Annotated in this window: 14 protein-coding genes and 2 pseudogenes; 7 read left to right on the top strand and 9 right to left on the bottom strand. The window is 69.5% G+C overall.

Annotated elements, in window-relative coordinates; all coding sequences use genetic code 11:
- Window positions 1-56: 56 nt before the first annotated feature.
- The 3 genes from ROP_RS06550 to ROP_RS06540 form a co-directional block, all read right to left on the bottom strand.
- Window positions 57-632, bottom strand: a complete 576-nt coding sequence (locus ROP_RS06550; RefSeq protein ID WP_012688543.1) for a TetR/AcrR family transcriptional regulator — start codon at window positions 630-632, stop codon at window positions 57-59.
- 202 nt (window positions 633-834) lie between these two features.
- Window positions 835-2,022: an acyl-CoA dehydrogenase family protein gene (locus ROP_RS06545; protein ID WP_012688542.1), complete on the bottom strand. Its 1,188-nt coding sequence runs from the start codon at window positions 2,020-2,022 to the stop codon at window positions 835-837.
- A 43-nt stretch (window positions 2,023-2,065) separates the two neighbouring features.
- Complete coding sequence (locus ROP_RS06540) at window positions 2,066-2,809, bottom strand: SDR family NAD(P)-dependent oxidoreductase (RefSeq protein ID WP_012688541.1); 744 nt, start codon at window positions 2,807-2,809, stop codon at window positions 2,066-2,068.
- Between the two features lie 300 nt (window positions 2,810-3,109).
- Here ROP_RS06540 and ROP_RS06535 point away from each other — a divergent pair, with 300 nt between their 5' ends.
- From ROP_RS06535 to ROP_RS06520, 4 genes are all read left to right on the top strand, one after another.
- Entirely contained in the window at window positions 3,110-4,399 is a 1,290-nt protein-coding gene (locus ROP_RS06535) for an MFS transporter (RefSeq protein ID WP_012688540.1), read from the top strand.
- The gene (locus tag ROP_RS06530; RefSeq protein ID WP_012688539.1) at window positions 4,399-6,039 is read left to right on the top strand and encodes an AMP-binding protein; all 1,641 of its coding nucleotides are present in this window, start codon (window positions 4,399-4,401) and stop codon (window positions 6,037-6,039) included. The genes ROP_RS06535 and ROP_RS06530 overlap by 1 nt, the downstream gene beginning before the upstream one ends.
- A gap of 14 nt (window positions 6,040-6,053) precedes the next feature.
- Entirely contained in the window at window positions 6,054-7,028 is a 975-nt protein-coding gene (locus ROP_RS06525; RefSeq protein WP_012688538.1) for an NADPH:quinone oxidoreductase family protein, read from the top strand.
- A gap of 81 nt (window positions 7,029-7,109) precedes the next feature.
- Window positions 7,110-8,243, top strand: coding sequence for a methyltransferase (locus ROP_RS06520; RefSeq protein ID WP_012688537.1), 1,134 nt, complete (start codon window positions 7,110-7,112; stop codon window positions 8,241-8,243).
- Between the two features lie 4 nt (window positions 8,244-8,247).
- On the opposite strand, the gene ROP_RS06515 is transcribed toward ROP_RS06520, so the two are convergent.
- From ROP_RS06515 to ROP_RS06495, 5 genes are all read right to left on the bottom strand, one after another.
- Window positions 8,248-9,705, bottom strand: a complete 1,458-nt coding sequence (locus ROP_RS06515) for a PQQ-binding-like beta-propeller repeat protein (protein ID WP_012688536.1) — start codon at window positions 9,703-9,705, stop codon at window positions 8,248-8,250.
- Window positions 9,706-9,710: 5 nt separating this feature from the next.
- A complete protein-coding gene (locus tag ROP_RS06510) occupies window positions 9,711-11,057 on the bottom strand; it encodes a hypothetical protein (RefSeq protein ID WP_012688535.1) in 1,347 nt (448 codons plus the stop codon).
- A gap of 140 nt (window positions 11,058-11,197) precedes the next feature.
- The gene (locus tag ROP_RS06505) at window positions 11,198-12,538 is read right to left on the bottom strand and encodes a T3SS (YopN, CesT) and YbjN peptide-binding chaperone 1 (protein WP_012688534.1); all 1,341 of its coding nucleotides are present in this window, start codon (window positions 12,536-12,538) and stop codon (window positions 11,198-11,200) included.
- Between the two features lie 70 nt (window positions 12,539-12,608).
- Window positions 12,609-13,271: an ESX secretion-associated protein EspG gene (locus tag ROP_RS06500; protein WP_043826290.1), complete on the bottom strand. Its 663-nt coding sequence runs from the start codon at window positions 13,269-13,271 to the stop codon at window positions 12,609-12,611.
- Window positions 13,272-13,285: 14 nt separating this feature from the next.
- Window positions 13,286-14,194, bottom strand: coding sequence for a PPE domain-containing protein (locus ROP_RS06495; RefSeq protein ID WP_012688532.1), 909 nt, complete (start codon window positions 14,192-14,194; stop codon window positions 13,286-13,288).
- Between the two features lie 122 nt (window positions 14,195-14,316).
- On the opposite strand from ROP_RS06495, the gene ROP_RS06490 reads away from it, so the two are divergent.
- On the top strand, window positions 14,317-15,528 hold the full coding sequence (locus ROP_RS06490) for an MFS transporter (RefSeq protein WP_012688531.1): 1,212 nt from the start codon (window positions 14,317-14,319) through the stop codon (window positions 15,526-15,528).
- 3 nt (window positions 15,529-15,531) lie between these two features.
- Here the strand turns inward: ROP_RS06490 and ROP_RS06485 are convergent, their stop codons facing one another.
- Window positions 15,532-16,059 (bottom strand): hypothetical protein, encoded by a 528-nt coding sequence (locus ROP_RS06485; protein ID WP_043824314.1) that lies wholly within the window; start codon window positions 16,057-16,059, stop codon window positions 15,532-15,534.
- Window positions 16,060-16,363: 304 nt separating this feature from the next.
- Here ROP_RS06485 and ROP_RS41020 point away from each other — a divergent pair.
- Both ROP_RS41020 and ROP_RS44010 read left to right on the top strand, forming a co-directional pair.
- Window positions 16,364-17,445 (top strand): annotated as a pseudogene (locus tag ROP_RS41020) (FAD-binding protein); the annotation flags it as partial.
- Window positions 17,430-17,618: pseudogene (locus ROP_RS44010) on the top strand (4Fe-4S ferredoxin); the annotation flags it as partial. The pseudogenes ROP_RS41020 and ROP_RS44010, both read left to right, overlap by 16 nt.
- Between the last annotated feature and the right edge of the window lie 13 nt (window positions 17,619-17,631).

Raw genomic sequence — 17,631 nt, 5'->3', positions numbered from 1 at the left:
CGTGCGTGGCGAACGAGTGCCGAGACACCTCAACCACGCACGGGTGACGGAGCGCCTCACGCTCGCATCCCGATGATGACCGCGTCGAGGAACTCGTCTGCGATCTCCTCGGGCGTCTCCGCGCCGCCGGGTGTGATCCACAGGTAGCTGTAGTTGAACATGCCCAGCAGGCCCTTCACCATCAACCGCGGGAGAACGCGGAAATCCCCGTCGCGAATGCCCTGTTCCAACGCATTCCGCCAATGGGATTCGTAGCGTTCACGTTCGGCGATGATGCGGTCACGACGCTCGTCTGTCAGGGCGTGGTACTCGCGGAAGAAGACGGTCCACTCCGCGCGGTGTTCGGCGATGTTCCGCATCAGGGCCCGGGCGAGGCCGCGCAGTCGTTTCTCCGGATCGGCCTCGGACAGCGCGAGTTCGTCGGCGACCGTGTTCATCTGGGCGAGTTGCCTGCTGCTGATCTCGTAGAGGATAGCTTCCTTGCTGCCGATGTAGTGGTACAGAGCCCCGCGGCCGAGCCCGACCGCCGTGCCCAGGTCGGCGATCCCGGTGCCGTGATACCCCGACTTCGCGAACAGTTCGGCGGCCACCTGCAGGACCCGGTCCCGGTTGGCGTCGTACTTGTCGCTCATCGAAGGGCCCCTCTGTCTCCTGGCGGTTGAAGGTGTGAGTCTAGACGGCCCAGATCACGGGTTCGGCGTGGCCGGGCCCGCGATCCCGGTGCGTGCGACGTGCACGAGGACGGTGGGATCTGCGTTCGTCATTGTGATCTTCGAACGGGCGGGTGACGACCTGCAGCCGAGGCCCGACTGCAGGTCGGCCGATGGCGGAGCGTCAGGGTCGAGGCGAACTCTCGAATGCGTCGGAGTACGCGTACCCGTCGAGCAGTTGACTCGCCGCCACCAGGTACTGGATCGTCGGAGTGCCCTCCTCCAGCCAGTTGAGGCGGGCATCCCTGTAGAGGCGCTCGATCGGATGCGCGCGCGTGTAGCCGATACCGCCGTGGACCAGCAGGGCCCGGTCGGTCACCCGGCCGACGGCTTCGAGACCGAACAGCTTGCACATACTGGCCTCGGCCGGAATCCGTTCGCCCGCATCCCACTTCCTCGCTGCATCCGCCAGGATGCCGCGCAGGGCGTAGACGTCGGTGGCCATCTCTGCCAGGTAGCGCTGGATCGCCTGCCGCGTGCCGATCGGCTTGCCGAACGTGACGCGGCTCTTCGCGTGCGCGATCGACAGTTCGAGGGCGCGCTCGGAGGTGCCGAGCGAACTCGCCGCGATGAAGACCCGGCTGATCTCCAGCGCGCGTTCGAGGTGCTCGTTTCCCTGCCCCTCGGCGCCGACGAGTGCGGTGGCGGGAACCCGGACGGAATCGAGGGTGACGCGTCCGTGCTCGGTGCCCTTGCACCCCATCGTCTCGGGTAGTGCCGCGATCGACAGGCCTTCGGTGTTACGGGGAACGAGGAAGGCCGAGACCTCGCTGTCGGTCGTCTTCGCGAACACGATGAAGTGAGACGCGATGTCCGAGTTGGTGATCAACCACTTCTCGCCGGTGATGACGTACTCGTCACCGTTCCGCACCGCGGTCGACCCGAGGTCGGCTCCGGTCCCGAATCCCGGCTCCGTGAGCGCGAACGCGACCGAGTCCCGGCCCGTCGCCGCGCCCGGAAGGACCGCCGCCCTCTGCTGCTCGTTCCCGATTTCGGACAGCGCGTGGGCGAAGGAGTTGTGCACGTGCACGATTACCCGGAGACCGCCCTGCACCTTGGCGAACTCGGCGATGATCGGCAGGTACTGGGCGATCGAGAGTCCGCTGCCGCCGTACTCGCGGGGAACGAGCAGGCCGAGTGCGCCGATCCGGGTGAGGATCGGCATGACGATGTCGTGCGGAACCTGCTCCTCGTCCTCGATCCGCCGTTCCAACGGGTCGAGTTCGGACCAGATCGCCTCGAAAATACGGTCCCGGAGAGCCAGGTACTCCGACTCCGTAATGCCGACCGAATGCGTAAGTGTCGCGGTCATGGTGTTGCTTCCCTTCGTTGTGGGTCGTCGCAGTCGTGGTGTGTCACAGTGCCCAGCCTCCGTCGACGGTGAGAACGGAACCGGTGCAGAAAGTGGCGTCTTCGCTGAGGAAGACTGCGGCTTTGGCGATTTCGTCGACGGTGCCGAATCGGCCCAGGACGGTGTCCTGTTCGATGCGTCTGCGCGCGGATGCAGGCACGGCGTCGGTCATGTCGGTGGCGACGAAGCCGGGGGCCAGGATGTTGACCCGAATGCCGTCACGGGCGACCTCCTTCGCGAGCGACCGGCCGAAGCCGACCATCGCCGATTTCGCGCTCGCGTAGGCGGTGTCTCCGGGGTGCCCGATCACGCCGACGACCGACGACACCAGGACGATGCTCGGTGACGTGCCATTCGCGAGGTGGGGTAGCGCGGCCCGGGCGAGGGCGACGGTGCCGCGGAGGTTCGTCTCGATCACGCTCCACCAGGCGGCGGGTTTCGTCTCGGCGAGCCGCCCGCCCGACCACTGACCCGCGTTCAGGATCAGTGAATCGAGGCGTCCCCAGTGGGAGACGACGCGCTCCACTGCAGAGGCCGCTGTTGTGTCGTCGTGCAGGTCGAAGTGGATCGGGAGCACCTGTTCCGGGGCGTCCGCGGTGAGCTTCTCGGCCTCGTCACGACCGGTTCGGTACGTGCACCCGACCCGGCAGCCGCGCTCGGTCAGACCGATGGTGACGGCGGCCCCGATGCCGCGGGAGCCGCCGGACACCAGTGCGACGCGGAGATCCTCGTTGTCGTTCTCGTTCATGTTCAGAAATGTACTGATCGATCCAAAAATAGTCCAGGGCTATTGAAAAACGCAGTGTAAAACGGCTCACCACCCGTTCGCTGGCGTCGATTGCGGCGTGGATCGATCGGTACAAAAATTCTTGCGGTCGGCATCGCGGCTGTGCTAAACCTGTGACTGCGGCCACACGGGGGCGCCGTCGCGGACACGAGATCCGCTCGACGAACTCCGGCGAGGCCCGACCGCTCGATCAGAACCGCGTCGGCGCCGGGTCGACACGGCAACCACACCGCCCCACATCAGCAGCGATGGGAGATTCGAATGAAAGTCATCGACGACCTGGAGGTCACCCGGGTAGAACCCCGTAAGGTCGCGTTCGCGTCCTTCGTCGGAACCGCGATCGAGTGGTACGACTTCTTCATCTTCGGGACCGCGGCCGCCCTGATATTCGGGAAGGCGTTCTTCCCATCGCTCAGTCCGCTGTCGGGAACACTCGCCGCGTTCGCGACGTTCGGTGTCGCGTTTGTATCCCGTCCCGCGGGCGCCATCGTCTTCGGGCACTTCGGAGACCGGATCGGCCGCAAGAAGATGCTGGTGTTCTCCCTGGTGCTGATGGGTTCGTCGACGGTCGCCATCGGCCTGATCCCCACCTACGGAGTGATCGGTCTCGCGGCGCCCGTGCTCCTCGTTCTCGCGCGCCTTGCGCAGGGCTTCGCGGTCGGCGGAGAATGGGGCGGCGCGGTACTGATGGCGGTCGAACATGCACCGCGCGAGAAACGCGCTTTCTACGGCAGCTGGCCGCAAGCCGGCGTTCCCGCTGGACTCGTGCTCGCCACGCTCGCGTTTCTCCTGGTCGAGCAGCTTCCGGAGGATCAGGTGCAGGCGTGGGGTTGGCGGCTTCCTTTCCTGGCCAGCGCGGGGCTGGTCGCGGTCGGCATGTACGTGCGGCTGAAGGTCGTCGAATCGCCGGAATTCGAGAACGTCAAGCGCGACAAGAAGATTGCCGACTTTCCGATCCTCGCGGTACTGCGGGGTGAGAAGCGTGCACTGGGTGTGGGGATTCTGACCCAGGCCGCGTCGCTCGTGCCCTTCTACCTCGTCACCGTTTTCGTGCTGTCCTATGGTCCGAAGGAACTCGGTATCTCCCGGCAGACGATTCTGCTCAGCATCCTCGTCGCGTGCGTCCTCGACATCGTGTCCGTGCCCTACGCGTCGATGATCGCGGACCGGATCGGAGCCCGGAAGATGTTGATCTACGGGTCCCTCTACATGGCCGCGATCGCGTACCCGTTCTTCTGGTTACTGTCCACCGGCGCGGGTGCTGCGGTGCTAGTGGCGATGATTCTGATCATCACCATCGGCCACGCGGTCACCTACTCCGCGGTGGCAGGATATGTCACCGCTCTGTTCCCTCCCGAAGTCCGGTACACGGGCGCGTCCGTCGCGTATCAGTTCGGCGGTGTCGTGTTCAGCGCTCCGGCACCGTTCATCGCGGTGGCGATCGCGGCCGAGACGGACGGTTCGTGGGCCCTGGCCGCATACATCGCCGCGGCGTGCGCCATCACCGTCCTCGTTCTGACCCTGACGAAAACCGCAAAGGTGAACCACTGATGTCTCTCGACAGACCCGCGTCGCCCGCAATCGCCGCTGCCTGGCAGGACATCGAGTCGCTGCTCGACCGCGACCCGTTCGGCGGCGACTTCAACACCGCCCACGAGATCTGCACCCGCTACGCCGCCGACCCGAGTCGAGTGGCGCTGACCGTCCGGCACGAAGACGGGTCGGCCGACCGCTGGACATACCACGAACTCGACCGGCTCGCCGCCAAAGCGGCACGGGTATTCGCCCGAGCGGGGCTGAAGCGGGGAGACCGAGTCGGCGGGCTGCTGTCCCGACAGGTCGAGAGTTGGATCACCGCGCTGGCGGTGTGGCGATCCGGGCTGGTGTACGTGCCGTTGTTCGGCGGCTTCGCTCCGGACGCGATCGGTCTGCGCCTCGACGCGGCGGGAGTCCGCGCTATCGTCGTCGATCGGCGGTACCGGCCGGCCCTCGCGGAGGCGCAGGCGACCTACGGACTCGATCCGGCCGTGTTCGTCGTCGGCGACGGTGCTGCCGGCGGGGGAGACAAGTCGTTCTGGACCGAGGTCGATCGGGCAGCCGCCGACGGACCGTTCGAGACAACCGCGCTGGGAGACACCGCGACCCTGCTGTTCACCAGCGGAACGTCCGGAACACCGAAGGCGTGCACCATGACCCACGCCTCGTTCGTCTCGGTCATGCCCTACGCGAAGACCGTTCTCGGGGCGACCCGCGACAGCGTCGTCTTCTCCACCTCGGACCCGGCGTGGGCGTTCGGGCTCTTGAGCACGGGCGCCGCCGTCATGGCGCTGGGCGTGCCGCGGGTCATGTACTCGGGGAAGTTCGTCCCGGAGGCCTGGCATCGCGTCATCCGGGAGGAGAGGGCGACGATCCTCACCACCGCGCCTGCCGCATTGCGGCGACTGACGGCGACGTTCGCGCAGGAAGGGGTGCCGCCGTCGCTCCGCACCGTCGCCGCTGCGGGCGAACCGCTGACCGCAGCGGTCGCCGCAGCGTGGGCCGAGACCGGTGCACCCGCCGTGCGCAACGGGTACGGGCTGTCCGAGGTCGGTATGCTGCTCGGCGACACCCAGGGCACCGAAACGCGGTCCGGTCCGGGCTGGATGTCCGGCACGATTCCGGGTTTCGACACCTTCCTTGCCGACCGGGACGGACAACCGGTGGCCGAGGGCAGTCCGGGATTGATCGCGGTACGGCAGCCCCGCCACCAGATGTCCAGCGGCTACGAGAACGCACCCGAGCTGTGGGCTCACCGCTGGCGCGGTGACGTGTTCCTCACCGAGGACCGCGCCGTCACGGACGCCGACGGACGGTGGCAGATACTGGGCCGGGACGACGACATGATCATCGCGTCGGGGCACAACATCAGCCCGGTGGAGGTCGAGAACGCGCTGCTGCAGCACCCGGCGGTCGCCGATGCCGCGGCAGTCGCATACGAAGATCCAGGCCGCGGCGGAGTGGTCCGGGCGGTCGTTGTCCGCGTGGACGACTCGGGTGACAACAGCGACCTCGTGACACAACTGAAGCAACTCGTCGCGCAGCGCGTGGGGCCCTACGCGGCGCCCAAGGTCGTCGACTTCCTGCCCGACCTCCCACGCACCGAAGTCGGCAAGCTACGCCGGGCAGCGGTCCGCGACCTCCCCACCACATGAACAGCGGCAACCGCATGCGCGCGCTGATGGTCACCGAGCTCGACGGTCCGCGGGCACTCGGCGCGGTCGAGGTCGACGAACCCGTCGCGGACGATTCCTCCGTCCTGGTCGACGTTCACGCGGTCGGGGTGTCGTTCCCGGATCTGCTTCTCACCCAGGGCCGGTACCAGTACAAGCCCGACCTGCCCTTCGTTCCCGGCGGCGAGGTCGCCGGGATCGTGAGGTCGGCCCCCGATGGCAGCAGATTCTCGCCGGGTGACCGAGTCGTCGGATTGACCGGTGTGGGTGGCGCGATGGCCGACGTGGTCGCGCTGTCGTCGGAGGCGACTTTCCCTCTCCCGGAAACGATTTCGATGTCCGTCGGCGCCGCCCTGTTGTTCAACTTCCTCACCGTGCATTTCGCACTGGTCCGTCGTGGGCGCCTCGAGGAGGGGGAGTCGGTACTCGTTCACGGCGCGGCGGGAGGCATCGGCACCGCCGCGACCACCCTGGCACCTCACCTCGGTGCGTCGCGAACCATCGCTGTCGTCAGCAGCGAGGAGAAGGCGGAGTACGCGCGCAGTCTCGGCGCCTCCGACGTCGTGTCCACCCGGAACTGGCGCGACGACGTCCTCGGGATCACCGGCGGCCGCGGGGTGGATGTCGTGGTCGACCCGGTCGGCGGAGATCGCTTCACCGACAGCATCCGGTCCCTCGCGACGGGCGGCAGGATTCTCGTGATGGGTTTCACGGGCCGGGACATCCCCTCCGTGAAAGTGAACCGACTGCTGCTGAAGAACGCGTCCGCAGTCGGAGTCGCGTGGGGCTCGTGGTGGGCCGAAGTGCCCGGACGACTGTCGTCGCAGTGGGACGAATTGTTTCCGCTCCTGGCGTCGGGCGCGTTGACGGTACCGGAGCCGACGCGCTACCCGTTCGAGGCGGCGGCCGAGGCCCTGCTCGACCTCGAACGCCGCCGAACCGTCGGGAAGAGTGTGCTCACCCTCCGCTAGAGGCGGCTCCGCCGCCCGTGCGCCTTTCTGGTAGTTGCAGCTACCGAAAAGGCGCACGGGCCGTAGGCCTATGGTGGTGCGATGGAAACCGAGTTCGTCCGCTGGACCGAGGACGGCATCGAGCGTTCGGCGGTGTGGCGGTCGACCAGCGGGGCGACGCCCCCGAAGAAGGTCCGGGTGGCCGACGACTCGATGACCGCCGACGAGGCGTACCGCCTGGCCTGCGAGGGGACGGCGCTGCTGTGGCGCGGTGACTTCCACAACGCCCGCCAGCTCGGCACGGCCGTCGCCGCCCGCACCGACCGCAAGGCCCGCAAGACGTCCACCGACCCGGCGACGGCGTTCCACCTGCACCGGCAGACGCAGTCGCGGCGGGCGGGCATCCTCGGGATGCTGCTGGTTCCATTCGACGCCGACCAGAACGTTCCGCTGCGCCGCGCCCCCGACGTGCGGGAGGCCGTGCGGGAGGCGTTCGGGTCGACGGATCAGCCCTCCGTCGCCAGCCTGCGCGATCTGCTGGGCGCGATCGGCGCCCACGAGTGGCAGAAGAAGGGCGTCGAGATTCCCGCCCTCGGCGCGCGCATCCACCCCGGCTACGGCGTGTTCTCACCGATTCGCGGCGAATACGTCGACCTCGTCGCCGAGACCCCGCTGCCGTCGCTCGCGAAGGCGTTCGACATCGGCACCGGCACCGGGGTGCTGGCGGCCGTCCTTGCGCACCGCGGCGTCGAGAAGGTGATCTCGACCGAACTCGACGCGAACGCGTTGGCCTGCGCGCGGGCGAATCTGGACCGGCTCGGGTATTCCGACCGGGTGCAGGTGGTGGAAACCGATCTGTTCCCGGAAGGCCGGGCGCCGCTGGTGGTGTGCAACCCGCCGTGGATCCCGGCCCGGCCCACCTCGCCGATCGAGTACGCGATCTACGACCCGGACAGCCGGATGCTCCGCGGGTTCCTGGCCGGCCTGGCCGAGCACCTCGAACCCGGGGGAGAGGGCTGGCTCGTCCTGTCCGACATCGCCGAGCACCTCGGACTGCGGACCCGCGAGGAATTGCTGACCCTGATCGACGACGCCGGCCTGACCGTTCTCGGACGGCGGGACGTGGCGCCCCGGCACGGCAAGGTCACCGACCGCTCGGATGCGCTGCACGCCGCCCGCAAGCGGGAAGTGACGTCGCTGTGGCGGCTCGGCGCGCGGAACGCACCCACCGGGTAGCCGATCAGCCGGCCGAACCCAGCCCGACCATCGACCCCGAAGTCACGTAGACCAGTCGGGTATCCGACGCCGCGACGACGGGGGTGCGGTCCCACGCGTCGTCGTCGATCACGGTCTGCAGGGGAAGCACCCACAGTTCCTCGCCCGACCGGACGTCCAGGGCGCGCAGCACGTCGGATTCCAGCATGACCGCGGTCTCGCCCTCCGCGGCGACGACGGTGCCGTACGAGTCGGTGCCGCGGTGCCACAACCGTTCCCCGGACCGCAGGTCGAGCGCGGTTTCCGTCTTGCCCTCGTAGTCGCGCAGCAGCGCCACCTCGCCCAGCACGGCCACGGCGGTGCCCTGAGTCGCATTGGGGCCGTACGACTCCGGCGTATTGACGTGCGGCGTCGACACGAGATCCGGGCTCGTCCACCGCAGTTCGCCCGTCGTGCGGTCGTAGGCGCCGTCGCCGAGCAGCACCGGAATTCTGGTGTCGGCGGGACGATCGACGGCGAGGGTGTGCGCCGCCTCGACCTCCGACGTCGCGAGGACGGCACCGGTGTGGTCCACGGCCTCCGAGCCCAGCACCTTGCCGAGGCTGCAGTCGCTGTGCACGCGGACGACCACGCCACCGTCGGTCGCCCGGGCGGACTGCGTGCAGTCCGGCAGTGTTCGTGTGAACGTCGGACTGCCCGTCGCGAGGTCGAATCCCGCGACCTCGCCGCCGAGTTCGAGCACCCCCTGCCCGTGGTCGGTGCTCATCAGGTGGCCGCCGAACGCGTCCTCCCACGCCGCTCCGAGGTCGAACTGCTGCGACCACCGGGCGTCGGGATCGGCAGGGATGCCGCTGTGCACCCGGATGTCGTCCGACTCCGGGTCGCCTTCCATGACGTACAGCCAGTCGTCGGAGGCCGTCATCGCGAGGATCGTCCAGTCGGTCGGGGTGCGCGTCACGGAGCCGGTCGCGGTATCGACGGCCAGGATGGTCGGCGCGTCCTCGTAGGGCGTCGTGTAACAGACCATCCGCCCCGCGGCGAGAGTGTCGGCGCATCCGCCCAGCGACTCGACCGGCGTCTGCCAGCGCACCGTCCCAGTGCCGGCGTCCACCCCGACCAGGGTCGCCTCGTCGAGTCCCGACGTCTGCTGGTTCACCAACCCGATCATGGTGACCAGCGTGTCACCGGCATCGACGAATCCCGGTTCGCCCGAGTCGAATCCGCTGCCGTACACCGGGTTGCGGAAGACGGCGAACTGCCGGTCGTAGGTGGCGGCCGCGTCCAGCGACCACTCGGCGGCCGGGGCATTGGGCGACGCCTCCGGGGTGTCGGGATTTGTGGTGAAGCCGGACAGCCCGGGGATGTTCACCTCCAGCTGCGGCTCCGGTTCGTGCACGATCACCGTGGTGACGGCGCCGGCGACGGTCACGATCGCCACGAGGGCTGCGGCCCAAAGGTTTCGGGTGCTCTTGTCGAGGCCCATGTCGGCTACAGCTCCAGTCCGGGTGTCGTGGCCAGGGATTCGAGAAGCTCGTAGGGGAGTGGGGTCGCCGGGGCGACGGAGGTCGAGCTGACCGTGACCTGTGTGCCCGACGGTCGCGTCAGGGTCACGTAACGACCGCCCTCGTGGACGGAAGGCATTCCGGGCTCGGAGACCGCCGAGGTGTACGCGTCCCGCCGCTCCAGCACCGAACCGTCGGGCAGTCGGGTCGCCTTCGCGGCCTGCGGGTCGTAGGACGGGTCGTACTTGTCGGGTTCGGCCGGAATGCTGTGGCCGCCCTCGATCGAGATGCTCAGCGTGCCCTCCGATCCCGGGGTGGTGACGTCGATGCTCTCGCACACCGAGTTGTCGCTGTACTCGGCCAGTTGCAGTGATCCGAGCGGTTTCGACAGCGCGACGCCCCGATCGCGCCAGGCGGCGTCGAGCACGGCATTGAGCCGGTCCAGATCGTCGCGGGTCAACGCCGATCCGTCGTCCTCGGAACCGGTCCCGGACCCGCATGCCGTCGGGGGCGGCGGGGTGCCCGGTGGCACCGGCGTGCTCACCCGCAGTTCGGGGCGCAGCACGATGGCGGTGAGATCGTCGAGCGTCAGCGGGACGGTGCCGCTGTACCTGCTGCCCGGGTCGGCCTCGGCGAAATTCTCGTCGGTGGCGTTCGCGTGGATCCAGGTGCCGTCCGGGAAGAAGCCGGCGACACTCCGCGACAGCGTGCGGCGGCCGTCGTACTCCGTCCACGTGTCGTCCGCATCCAGCACCGTGCCGTCGGGCAGCGTCGTGCGACGGTCGAGTTCCCCTGCCACACACGGCGGAACCGGTCGGTCCGCCTTTCTGACCGACATCCACAGCGAACCGGGGATCGAGTCCCGGACCAGCGGTCCCCGGGCGCTGGTGACTCCGCCGAAATCGTCCTCGAAGTCCGGTACCTCCGGCTGGTCGTACACCGGAATCGGTTCGAACAGCAGTGACTCCGTCGGGCTGACGAACGGGATCTCCACGTTCCCGGGCAGGGTGTCGAGGACCGCCGCTGTCATCGACGACGCCTTCGACGCCGAGAACCACGGGTAGCGCGGGTTGTCGTAACTCTGCTCCCCGAAAATCGAGATGCCGAAAGTCCCTCCCTCGGACGGCGGTTCCACCGTCGCGCACCCGGGAATGTCGACCGGGTACTCGACCGCCGGGGTGACGTACGACGGAACCGCGGCGGCGTCCTCGACGGTGGCGGGGCCGGATCCGCCCTCGAGCAGTCCCGCGACGATCACCCCGCTCGCCATGATCGACACCACCACCAGACCCGTAGTCCAGCGGTCCTTGCGCCTGTCTGCCCCGTCGCTCACGTGACCCACCCCTGTCGCAGGCGCTCACCCCGAACGAAGGAGCATCCGAAGTCCTTTTCGTCACGACCCAGAGGAGCGTTACCGCCTGTGCGCCTTTGTGGTTGCTGCCGCTACCAGAAAGGCGCACGGGCGCGGAGCGCCTACTGCTCCTCGGGGTTGTTGAACAGTCCCATCTGCTCGGGCCGCGGCTTGGTGTCGGGGGCGTTGGCCGGCGGTGGCAGCACGACGGTCCGGAGGGCGTTGCGCAGGGTGCGGACGATGCGTTCCCAGTGCTCCACCGCCGCGTCGTCCGTTTCACGCAACCGGGACACCCACGCGGTGCCGGTGTCGAGGAGGGCGAGGATCCGGTCGCGGTCGTGACCGCACACGTCGGCAACGACGGCCGGATCGGTGTCGCCGCCGCACCCGGGATCGAGATGGAACAGCGTCTGGAGTTCCTTCGGCAGATCGGTCGTCGACGACATCCCGTTCCCGTCAGGGGGAGCCGAATCCGGTTCGGGTTCCTCGTCGGGACCGCCGGAGTCCCGGTTGAAGAACAGTTCGCCACCGAACCGCGCCGCGAAGTCGCTGTCGACGGTGCGCAGGAAGTCGGCGAACGACTTGCAGCTGTCCGTGAGGTGCTGCGGGACGAACGGGTTGCCCGACACCTCCAGAAACGCCGACAACCGGTCGTCGACCAGCACGAACTTGATCCGCGACCAAGTGCGATTGAGGTCGGCCGTGACCTCGGCCGCCCGGGTGCGGTCGCTGATGTCGTGCACCAGCGGCGCGAACAGTTGCACGTCGACGGTGTCGGCGAGCGGCCCGACGAACAGAATGGTGTTGCCCATCCGGATCGGGACGTCGCCGTCCGGGTCGCGTTCTGGCAGCAGTCCGAGCATCGGCACCAGCGAGAGCGTGATCAGCTCGTGCAAGTGCTCGGCATCGCGGGGGACCACGGCGGCCCCCGGGTCGAGTTGCGCGACCAGCGGCGGCCGCGCCGCGACCGGGTCGAACGTCGCATCGGGATCCGTGCTCGACGTCTCGGTACTCAGGAACGCCGGATGCGTGATTCCCCAGACGTCGCGAAACGCGGCCACCGCCATCGCGGCCAGCTGATCCGACCACGACAGCTTCTTGTCCACGTAGAACGCGGGGGAGCCGTCGTCCGGTTCGTCGTCCGGGCCGCGGGTCGGACGGTTCCAGCCCAGCTCGGTGAGATACGTCTGCTCGGCGTCGGTCAGCGCGCGGTCCGGGTGCAGGTAATGATTCGACGGCACCTCGCAGCGCACCGTGTCGCCGTCCCACACCACGAACTGGATGCACGGCATCAGCCCCTGGGATTCGTCGAGCTCCTCGAATCCCGATTCGAGCACCAGAAGGTCCTCGTCCTGCATCGCCGCCAGATAGTCCGCGAGGCGCCGCTGGAACTCCGCCCAGTCGCGGTTCACGCTCGAATCCAGATCGAAGTCCTGCATGTCTGCTCCGTCCGGGTCGGCCACAGGTCACCTACTTCCGCTGTATACGGTAGCGGCGATCGCCGACACCGCAGCGCAGGAGGGGGTGCAGGGCTCAGACGGGGTGACCGGCCGCGATCCGTCCGGTCAGCCGGGTGACGGCGTCGAGGAGGTCCCAGGACGTGCCCGGTTCCACCGCTACCGCGGTGTCGCCCCACACGAGGTACCTGCCGTCGCCGTCGATGTCACGCCACGCCAGACCGCCGACGGGGCGCGGCGCGTGCCGCGCGCCACGGACGACGGTGACGACCCCCTGACCCGTCGACGGCCGGTCGAGGATCCGGGCGACCGCCGCCTGCCGGTGCGCGGCAGCGGCCCGGTCGACCACGACGCCACGCCGCGTGCCCGCGTCGATGTCGGGAAGCTGAGCGATCAGCTGCCGGCCGAGGTCGTACGGTTCACAGCTGCGGATCACCACCTCGCCGCCCGGATGCTGCACCGCAGCGATCCCGTGCCCGCGCGCGAGCGCCCCGACCAGCCGGACCGGGGTACCGCCCGTCGAACCGGAGATCTCGATCCGGAGGTCGGGTTCGGCGAGCACCAGCAGCGCCGACGCGAGCGGGTCGTGTTCGGGTCCGGAGAAGTCGGCGCGGATCCGGTGCTGCTCCGCCTCGTACTCGTCGGCGGTGGCCAGCGTGCTGGTGACCTTGAACGGATACGGACAGCGGTCCTGGCCGGTCCGCGCCCACGACGCCGAGAACTGCGGACCGCTCAACACCCAGTGCCCCACGACTATTCGCCGATCACCGCGGGTGTGACGAGGGGCAGTTTCCCGACGAGTTCGCTTCCCTCGTCGATGCTTTCGAGGTAGGTCGGCGGTTCCTCCTCGGCTTCGCGCGCGGCGGGCAGAGCCGGAGCGGCGGGTCGTTCGGGGGTCGACGCCCGGTGCGCGGCCACGATGCCGTGCGCGTAGTGCGCCACCCCGCCGCCGACGGCCCCGGCCAGCGCACCGGCGATCGGCCCAGGGGCGGCCTGCGCGTCCCGGGGCGGGACGTCGTCGGTCTCGCGGGGTTCGCCGCGGGGGGCGGTGGCGGTCTCGGATTCGGGTTCGGCGACCTGCCCGTCGCTGGGTACGCCGTGCACGCCGTTCGGTCCGATGTCGAAGCCGACCGGCTGCCCGAGGGCCGTCGCCGCAGCGTGGGTCGCGGCGAGACCGTCGGTGGGGAGTCGGTCGTCCGCAGTCCGATACGCCGACGCGTACAGGGTGTCCATGGCAGCTTTCGCGTCCTGTTCCGCGGCGTCGGCGTCGGCTTCCGCGGTCCAGTTGCCCGGCAGTACCCGGGTCCAATCGGCCGGGTGGTCTACGGGCCGGCCGACGGCGCCGCGCACCGCTTCGGCGCCGGCGCTCGCGTGCCGCAACGCATCCCCCACGTCGGTGAACCGGCCGCCGACCTGTTCTGCCCGGGCGGCGTAGTCGTCGAGTGCCGCCGCCACCGCGGTCGCCGACGGCCCGCGCCAGCCGGTGTCGACCGCGGCCCGGGTCGCGTCGTGGAACGCGGCCACCGCTTCCCGAAATTTTCGTCCGAGGTCGTCCCAGGACGCGGCGACGGCACCGGATTCGGCGGGTTTCAGCGCGTCGACAGCGCTGCTGATGGCGCGGTGATCCCACGCGCCCGAGTGAAAGTTTTCCCGGCCATTCATCCCGACCTCCGATGCTTGGACACTTTGGTCCCGGAGTGGACCCCCCAATCCGGCGGGAAGCCACCTTACCGACTCCCGCGCGGGGCTTGTCACCGCCGCCGATCTCCGAAAGGCTCGGATCCATGCCTTCGTTCTCGCCCGCAGTGTCCGGACCGCGCACCCGGCGGACGTCCGCCCTCGCGGTCGGGGCCACGTCGTTCGCGTTTCTCGTCACGATGATGGGCACGACCCTGCCCACGCCGCTGTACTCCATCTACGCGCAGGAACTGTCGTTCAGTGCACTCACCGTCACGATCCTGTTCGCCGTGTACGCGGTCGGGGTCGTGGCCGCGCTCGCGCTGTTCGGGCGGCTGTCCGACGACGTCGGCCGGCGCCCGGTGCTCTTCCTCGCGGTCGCCCTCGCCGCGGTCAGTGCCGTGCTGTTCCTGCTGCCGTCGACGCTTCCGGTGTTCGTCGTCGCCCGGGTGATCTCCGGACTGTCCGCCGGCCTGATGACCGGCACCGGCACCGCCGCGGTGATCGACCTGTTCCCACCCGGCCGGAAGGCGGTCGGCGGCATGCTCGCGGTCGCCGTGAACACGGGCGGTCTCGGATTGGGCACGCTCAGCGCGGGGGTGATCGCCGACCTCACGTCGAGCCCGCTGACCATTCCCTACGTGGTCAATCTCGTGCTCGCCGTCGTCGCGGGCGCCGCGCTGTGGATCTTCACGCCCGCACCGGCCATCCGTCCGACGTGGCGTATCCGGCCACGGCGGCTGCAGGTTCCCGCCTCGATCCGCGGCGCGTTCGTCACCGCGGTGTTCGCCGCCGGAACGGCGTTCGCGGTGACCGGCGTGCTCACCGCCGTGTCGGCGCTGTTCTTGACGGAGTACCTCGGGTCGAGGAGCCACACGATGGCCGGGCTCGTCGTGTTCCTGACGTTCCTGTTCATGGCGTTCGGGCAACTCCTGGCCCGACGGATGTCGACGGCCGGCGCCATGCTCGTGGGGTGCCTTGCCCTGATCCCGGCAGCGGCACTGCTGGCGCTCGCGCTGGCGAACACGATCCTCGTGCCGCTGCTGGCGTCGTCGGTGGTGCTCGGCGTCGCCGGAGGCCTGTGCCTGAATGCGTCGATCGCGACCACCGTCGAACGGGTCGAACCGCAATTCCGCGGTGGCGTGTCCTCGGCATTCTTCGCCGGGATCTACGTGATGCTGGCCGTTCCCGCGGTCGGTGTCGGTGTTCTCGCACGGTTCACCGACCTTCGGGCCGCCGGGATCGTCTTCAGCGCGCTGGTCGCCGCACTGGGTGCCGGGGTGGCCGTCGCGCAACTGATCGCGCGCAGACGGGCCTGAGCGTCAGCCTCGTGGCCTGGTGGTCACCGGCGGGATCGTGATCACCGGACGCGTCGTGGTCGTGGTCGTGGTCGGTGCCAGTGTCGGGGCCACGGCCGCCGGCGGCGGAACGGTCGCCGTGACTACCGGGGGCCGGGTCACCGGGGTGGTGACCGGGGCGAGGCTGATCGTCGGCGGAGGCGGCGCGATCGTCGTCCGGACCGGCGGCGGAGGAGGCGGCGCGGGGGTCGTCGACGGCGCGGGCGCAGGCGCGGTGGTCACCGGTGCCGGTTCGGTGGTGAGCGTGACCGCCCGCGGGGTGGTCAGGTCCGCCATCTGCCAGGTCGGGGTCGGCGGCACGAACACCTGGAACGTCGCCGGTGCGGCGCTGTACGGCCCCGCGGCCTGCAGACCCTCCGACGTCAGCGGTGGTGGCACGACTGCCGGTCCGCGACTGCCGAACGCGCCGCCCGCGGCGCCGATCATCAGCCCGGAGACCGCCGAAACGGTGGCAATCGCAAGAGCCCCGATCGCTACAGTCCTGTCGTCCATGCGTTACCCGTCCTCGGCGTGCAAATGCGTCCACCATAGAGGGCGCTGCCCCCGATTGGTGCATGAGTCTGCAGGCGAGTCGCTCGGGCGGGGTTCGCTCGAAGGTTGCCGGGGCGGCAGCGGGGGTTCGGCGCACGCTGACGCGAACCCTTGCCCGGACGGAGGCGCGAGCCGACGATCGAGCGGTGTCCATACTGCTCCGACCGGGGGTAACGATGTCTCTGCTCGACAGGTTGTTCCGCCGCCGCCCGCTGTCCGAACGGGCCGGGGCGGCCGTCGCCGCGTCGGCGATGCTGTTCGCTTCGTGAGCGCAATCGAGATCGTCAGCGACGTCCTCGTCCTCGTCGGCGGACCCGCCGCCACCTGGGCGGCGCTGTCCGCGGCCCGGGAGGGCGCCTCCGTGGTCCTCGCCGACAAGGGGTACTGCGGAACCAGCGGTCCCACCGCCTCGGGTGGAAACAACCTGGAACGTCCCGCCCGGCCCCGCGCGCGAACGGTCCGTGCAGGCCCGCTTCGAGGACGGCGGCCGGCTGTCCGAACCGGCGTGGATGTACCGGGTGCTCTAGGAGACCCACCGCCGGGTGGACGAACTGGCCGAATCCGGGTACCGGTTTCCCTTCGGCGACGACGGCCGGGAGGTCCGCACCAGCCTGCAGGGGCCCGAGTACATGCGCCGGATGCGCAGGCGTGTGCACCGGGCCGGGGTCACCATCCTCGACCACAGCCCCGCCCTGGAACTGCTCACCACCGGCGACGGCGTCGTGGCGACCGGCGGCTGCGCGGCTGGACCGGGCCCGGCCCGCCATCCGCGCGGCCATGCGGACGTCGCAACCGAACTACTTTCTGCCGCTGAACAAGGCGGGCATCGACCCGTTCACGCAGAAGTATCCCGTGCGGGCGGTGCTGGAGGGAACGGTGGGCGGAACCGGAGGCATCGGGATCACCGGAACCGACTGCGCCACTGACGTACCCGACGGAGTGCGCGGCGCGGGGGCCGCCGGGCTGCGCGGCCCGTCCGCCCGGCGGCAGGCGTCGCGCGCCATCGTCGGACTGGTCCAGGAGCACACCCTGCCGCTGCGGCGCAGCTACCGGCGCAGCGCGACGAGTCTGCAGGACAGCGTGACCGCCCTCGACGAAGCCTGGTCGGGTGCCGCCGATCTGCTCGGCGGCGCCGAACGGGAACTGCTGCAGGCTCGTTCGGCCGCCGCGATGCTCGCCGCGGCCCGGTGGGCGACGCACTCCGCGCCGGCGCGGACCGAGACCCGCGGCATGCACGTGCGCACCGACCTGCCCGAGACCGATCCGGCTCAGACCCGTCGCCTGCTGTCGGGCGGGCTCGACGAGGTGTGGGTGCGGCCCGAGCACGGCACCGCCGAGACCCGGACGGGGTTCCCGTCGTCGCGCACCAGGAGGACTGTCAGACGTGCTTCATGTGTGAGGCGAACTGTCCCACCGACGCGCTGTACGTCGCACCGTTCGACACCCCGGTTCCCGAGGACTCGACCCACACCGACGCCGACGCGCTGGCGGAGTCCGGTGCACTCGGCGACTACCGCGCCGCGAACCACCCGT

Origin of the sequence: Rhodococcus opacus B4 (genome assembly GCF_000010805.1) — a bacterium.
Lineage (GTDB): Bacteria > Actinomycetota > Actinomycetes > Mycobacteriales > Mycobacteriaceae > Rhodococcus_F > Rhodococcus_F opacus_C.
The sequence above is the reverse complement of the archived record's forward strand: the minus strand, read 5'-3'. Positions and strand labels throughout refer to the sequence as shown.

Bases quoted from the DNA above. Each gene is read 5' to 3' on its own strand.
- ROP_RS06550 (WP_012688543.1), bottom strand. From the start codon at position 632: ATGAGCGACAAGTACGACGCCAACCGGGACCGGGTCCTGCAGGTGGCC.
- ROP_RS06545 (WP_012688542.1), bottom strand. From the start codon at position 2,022: ATGACCGCGACACTTACGCATTCGGTCGGCATTACGGAGTCGGAGTAC.
- ROP_RS06540 (WP_012688541.1), bottom strand. From the start codon at position 2,809: ATGAACGAGAACGACAACGAGGATCTCCGCGTCGCACTGGTGTCCGGC.
- ROP_RS06535 (WP_012688540.1), top strand. From the start codon at position 3,110: ATGAAAGTCATCGACGACCTGGAGGTCACCCGGGTAGAACCCCGTAAG.
- ROP_RS06530 (WP_012688539.1), top strand. From the start codon at position 4,399: ATGTCTCTCGACAGACCCGCGTCGCCCGCAATCGCCGCTGCCTGGCAG.
- ROP_RS06525 (WP_012688538.1), top strand. From the start codon at position 6,054: ATGCGCGCGCTGATGGTCACCGAGCTCGACGGTCCGCGGGCACTCGGC.
- ROP_RS06520 (WP_012688537.1), top strand. From the start codon at position 7,110: ATGGAAACCGAGTTCGTCCGCTGGACCGAGGACGGCATCGAGCGTTCG.
- ROP_RS06515 (WP_012688536.1), bottom strand. From the start codon at position 9,705: ATGGGCCTCGACAAGAGCACCCGAAACCTTTGGGCCGCAGCCCTCGTG.
- ROP_RS06495 (WP_012688532.1), bottom strand. From the start codon at position 14,194: ATGAATGGCCGGGAAAACTTTCACTCGGGCGCGTGGGATCACCGCGCC.
- ROP_RS06490 (WP_012688531.1), top strand. From the start codon at position 14,317: ATGCCTTCGTTCTCGCCCGCAGTGTCCGGACCGCGCACCCGGCGGACG.
- ROP_RS06485 (WP_043824314.1), bottom strand. From the start codon at position 16,059: ATGGACGACAGGACTGTAGCGATCGGGGCTCTTGCGATTGCCACCGTT.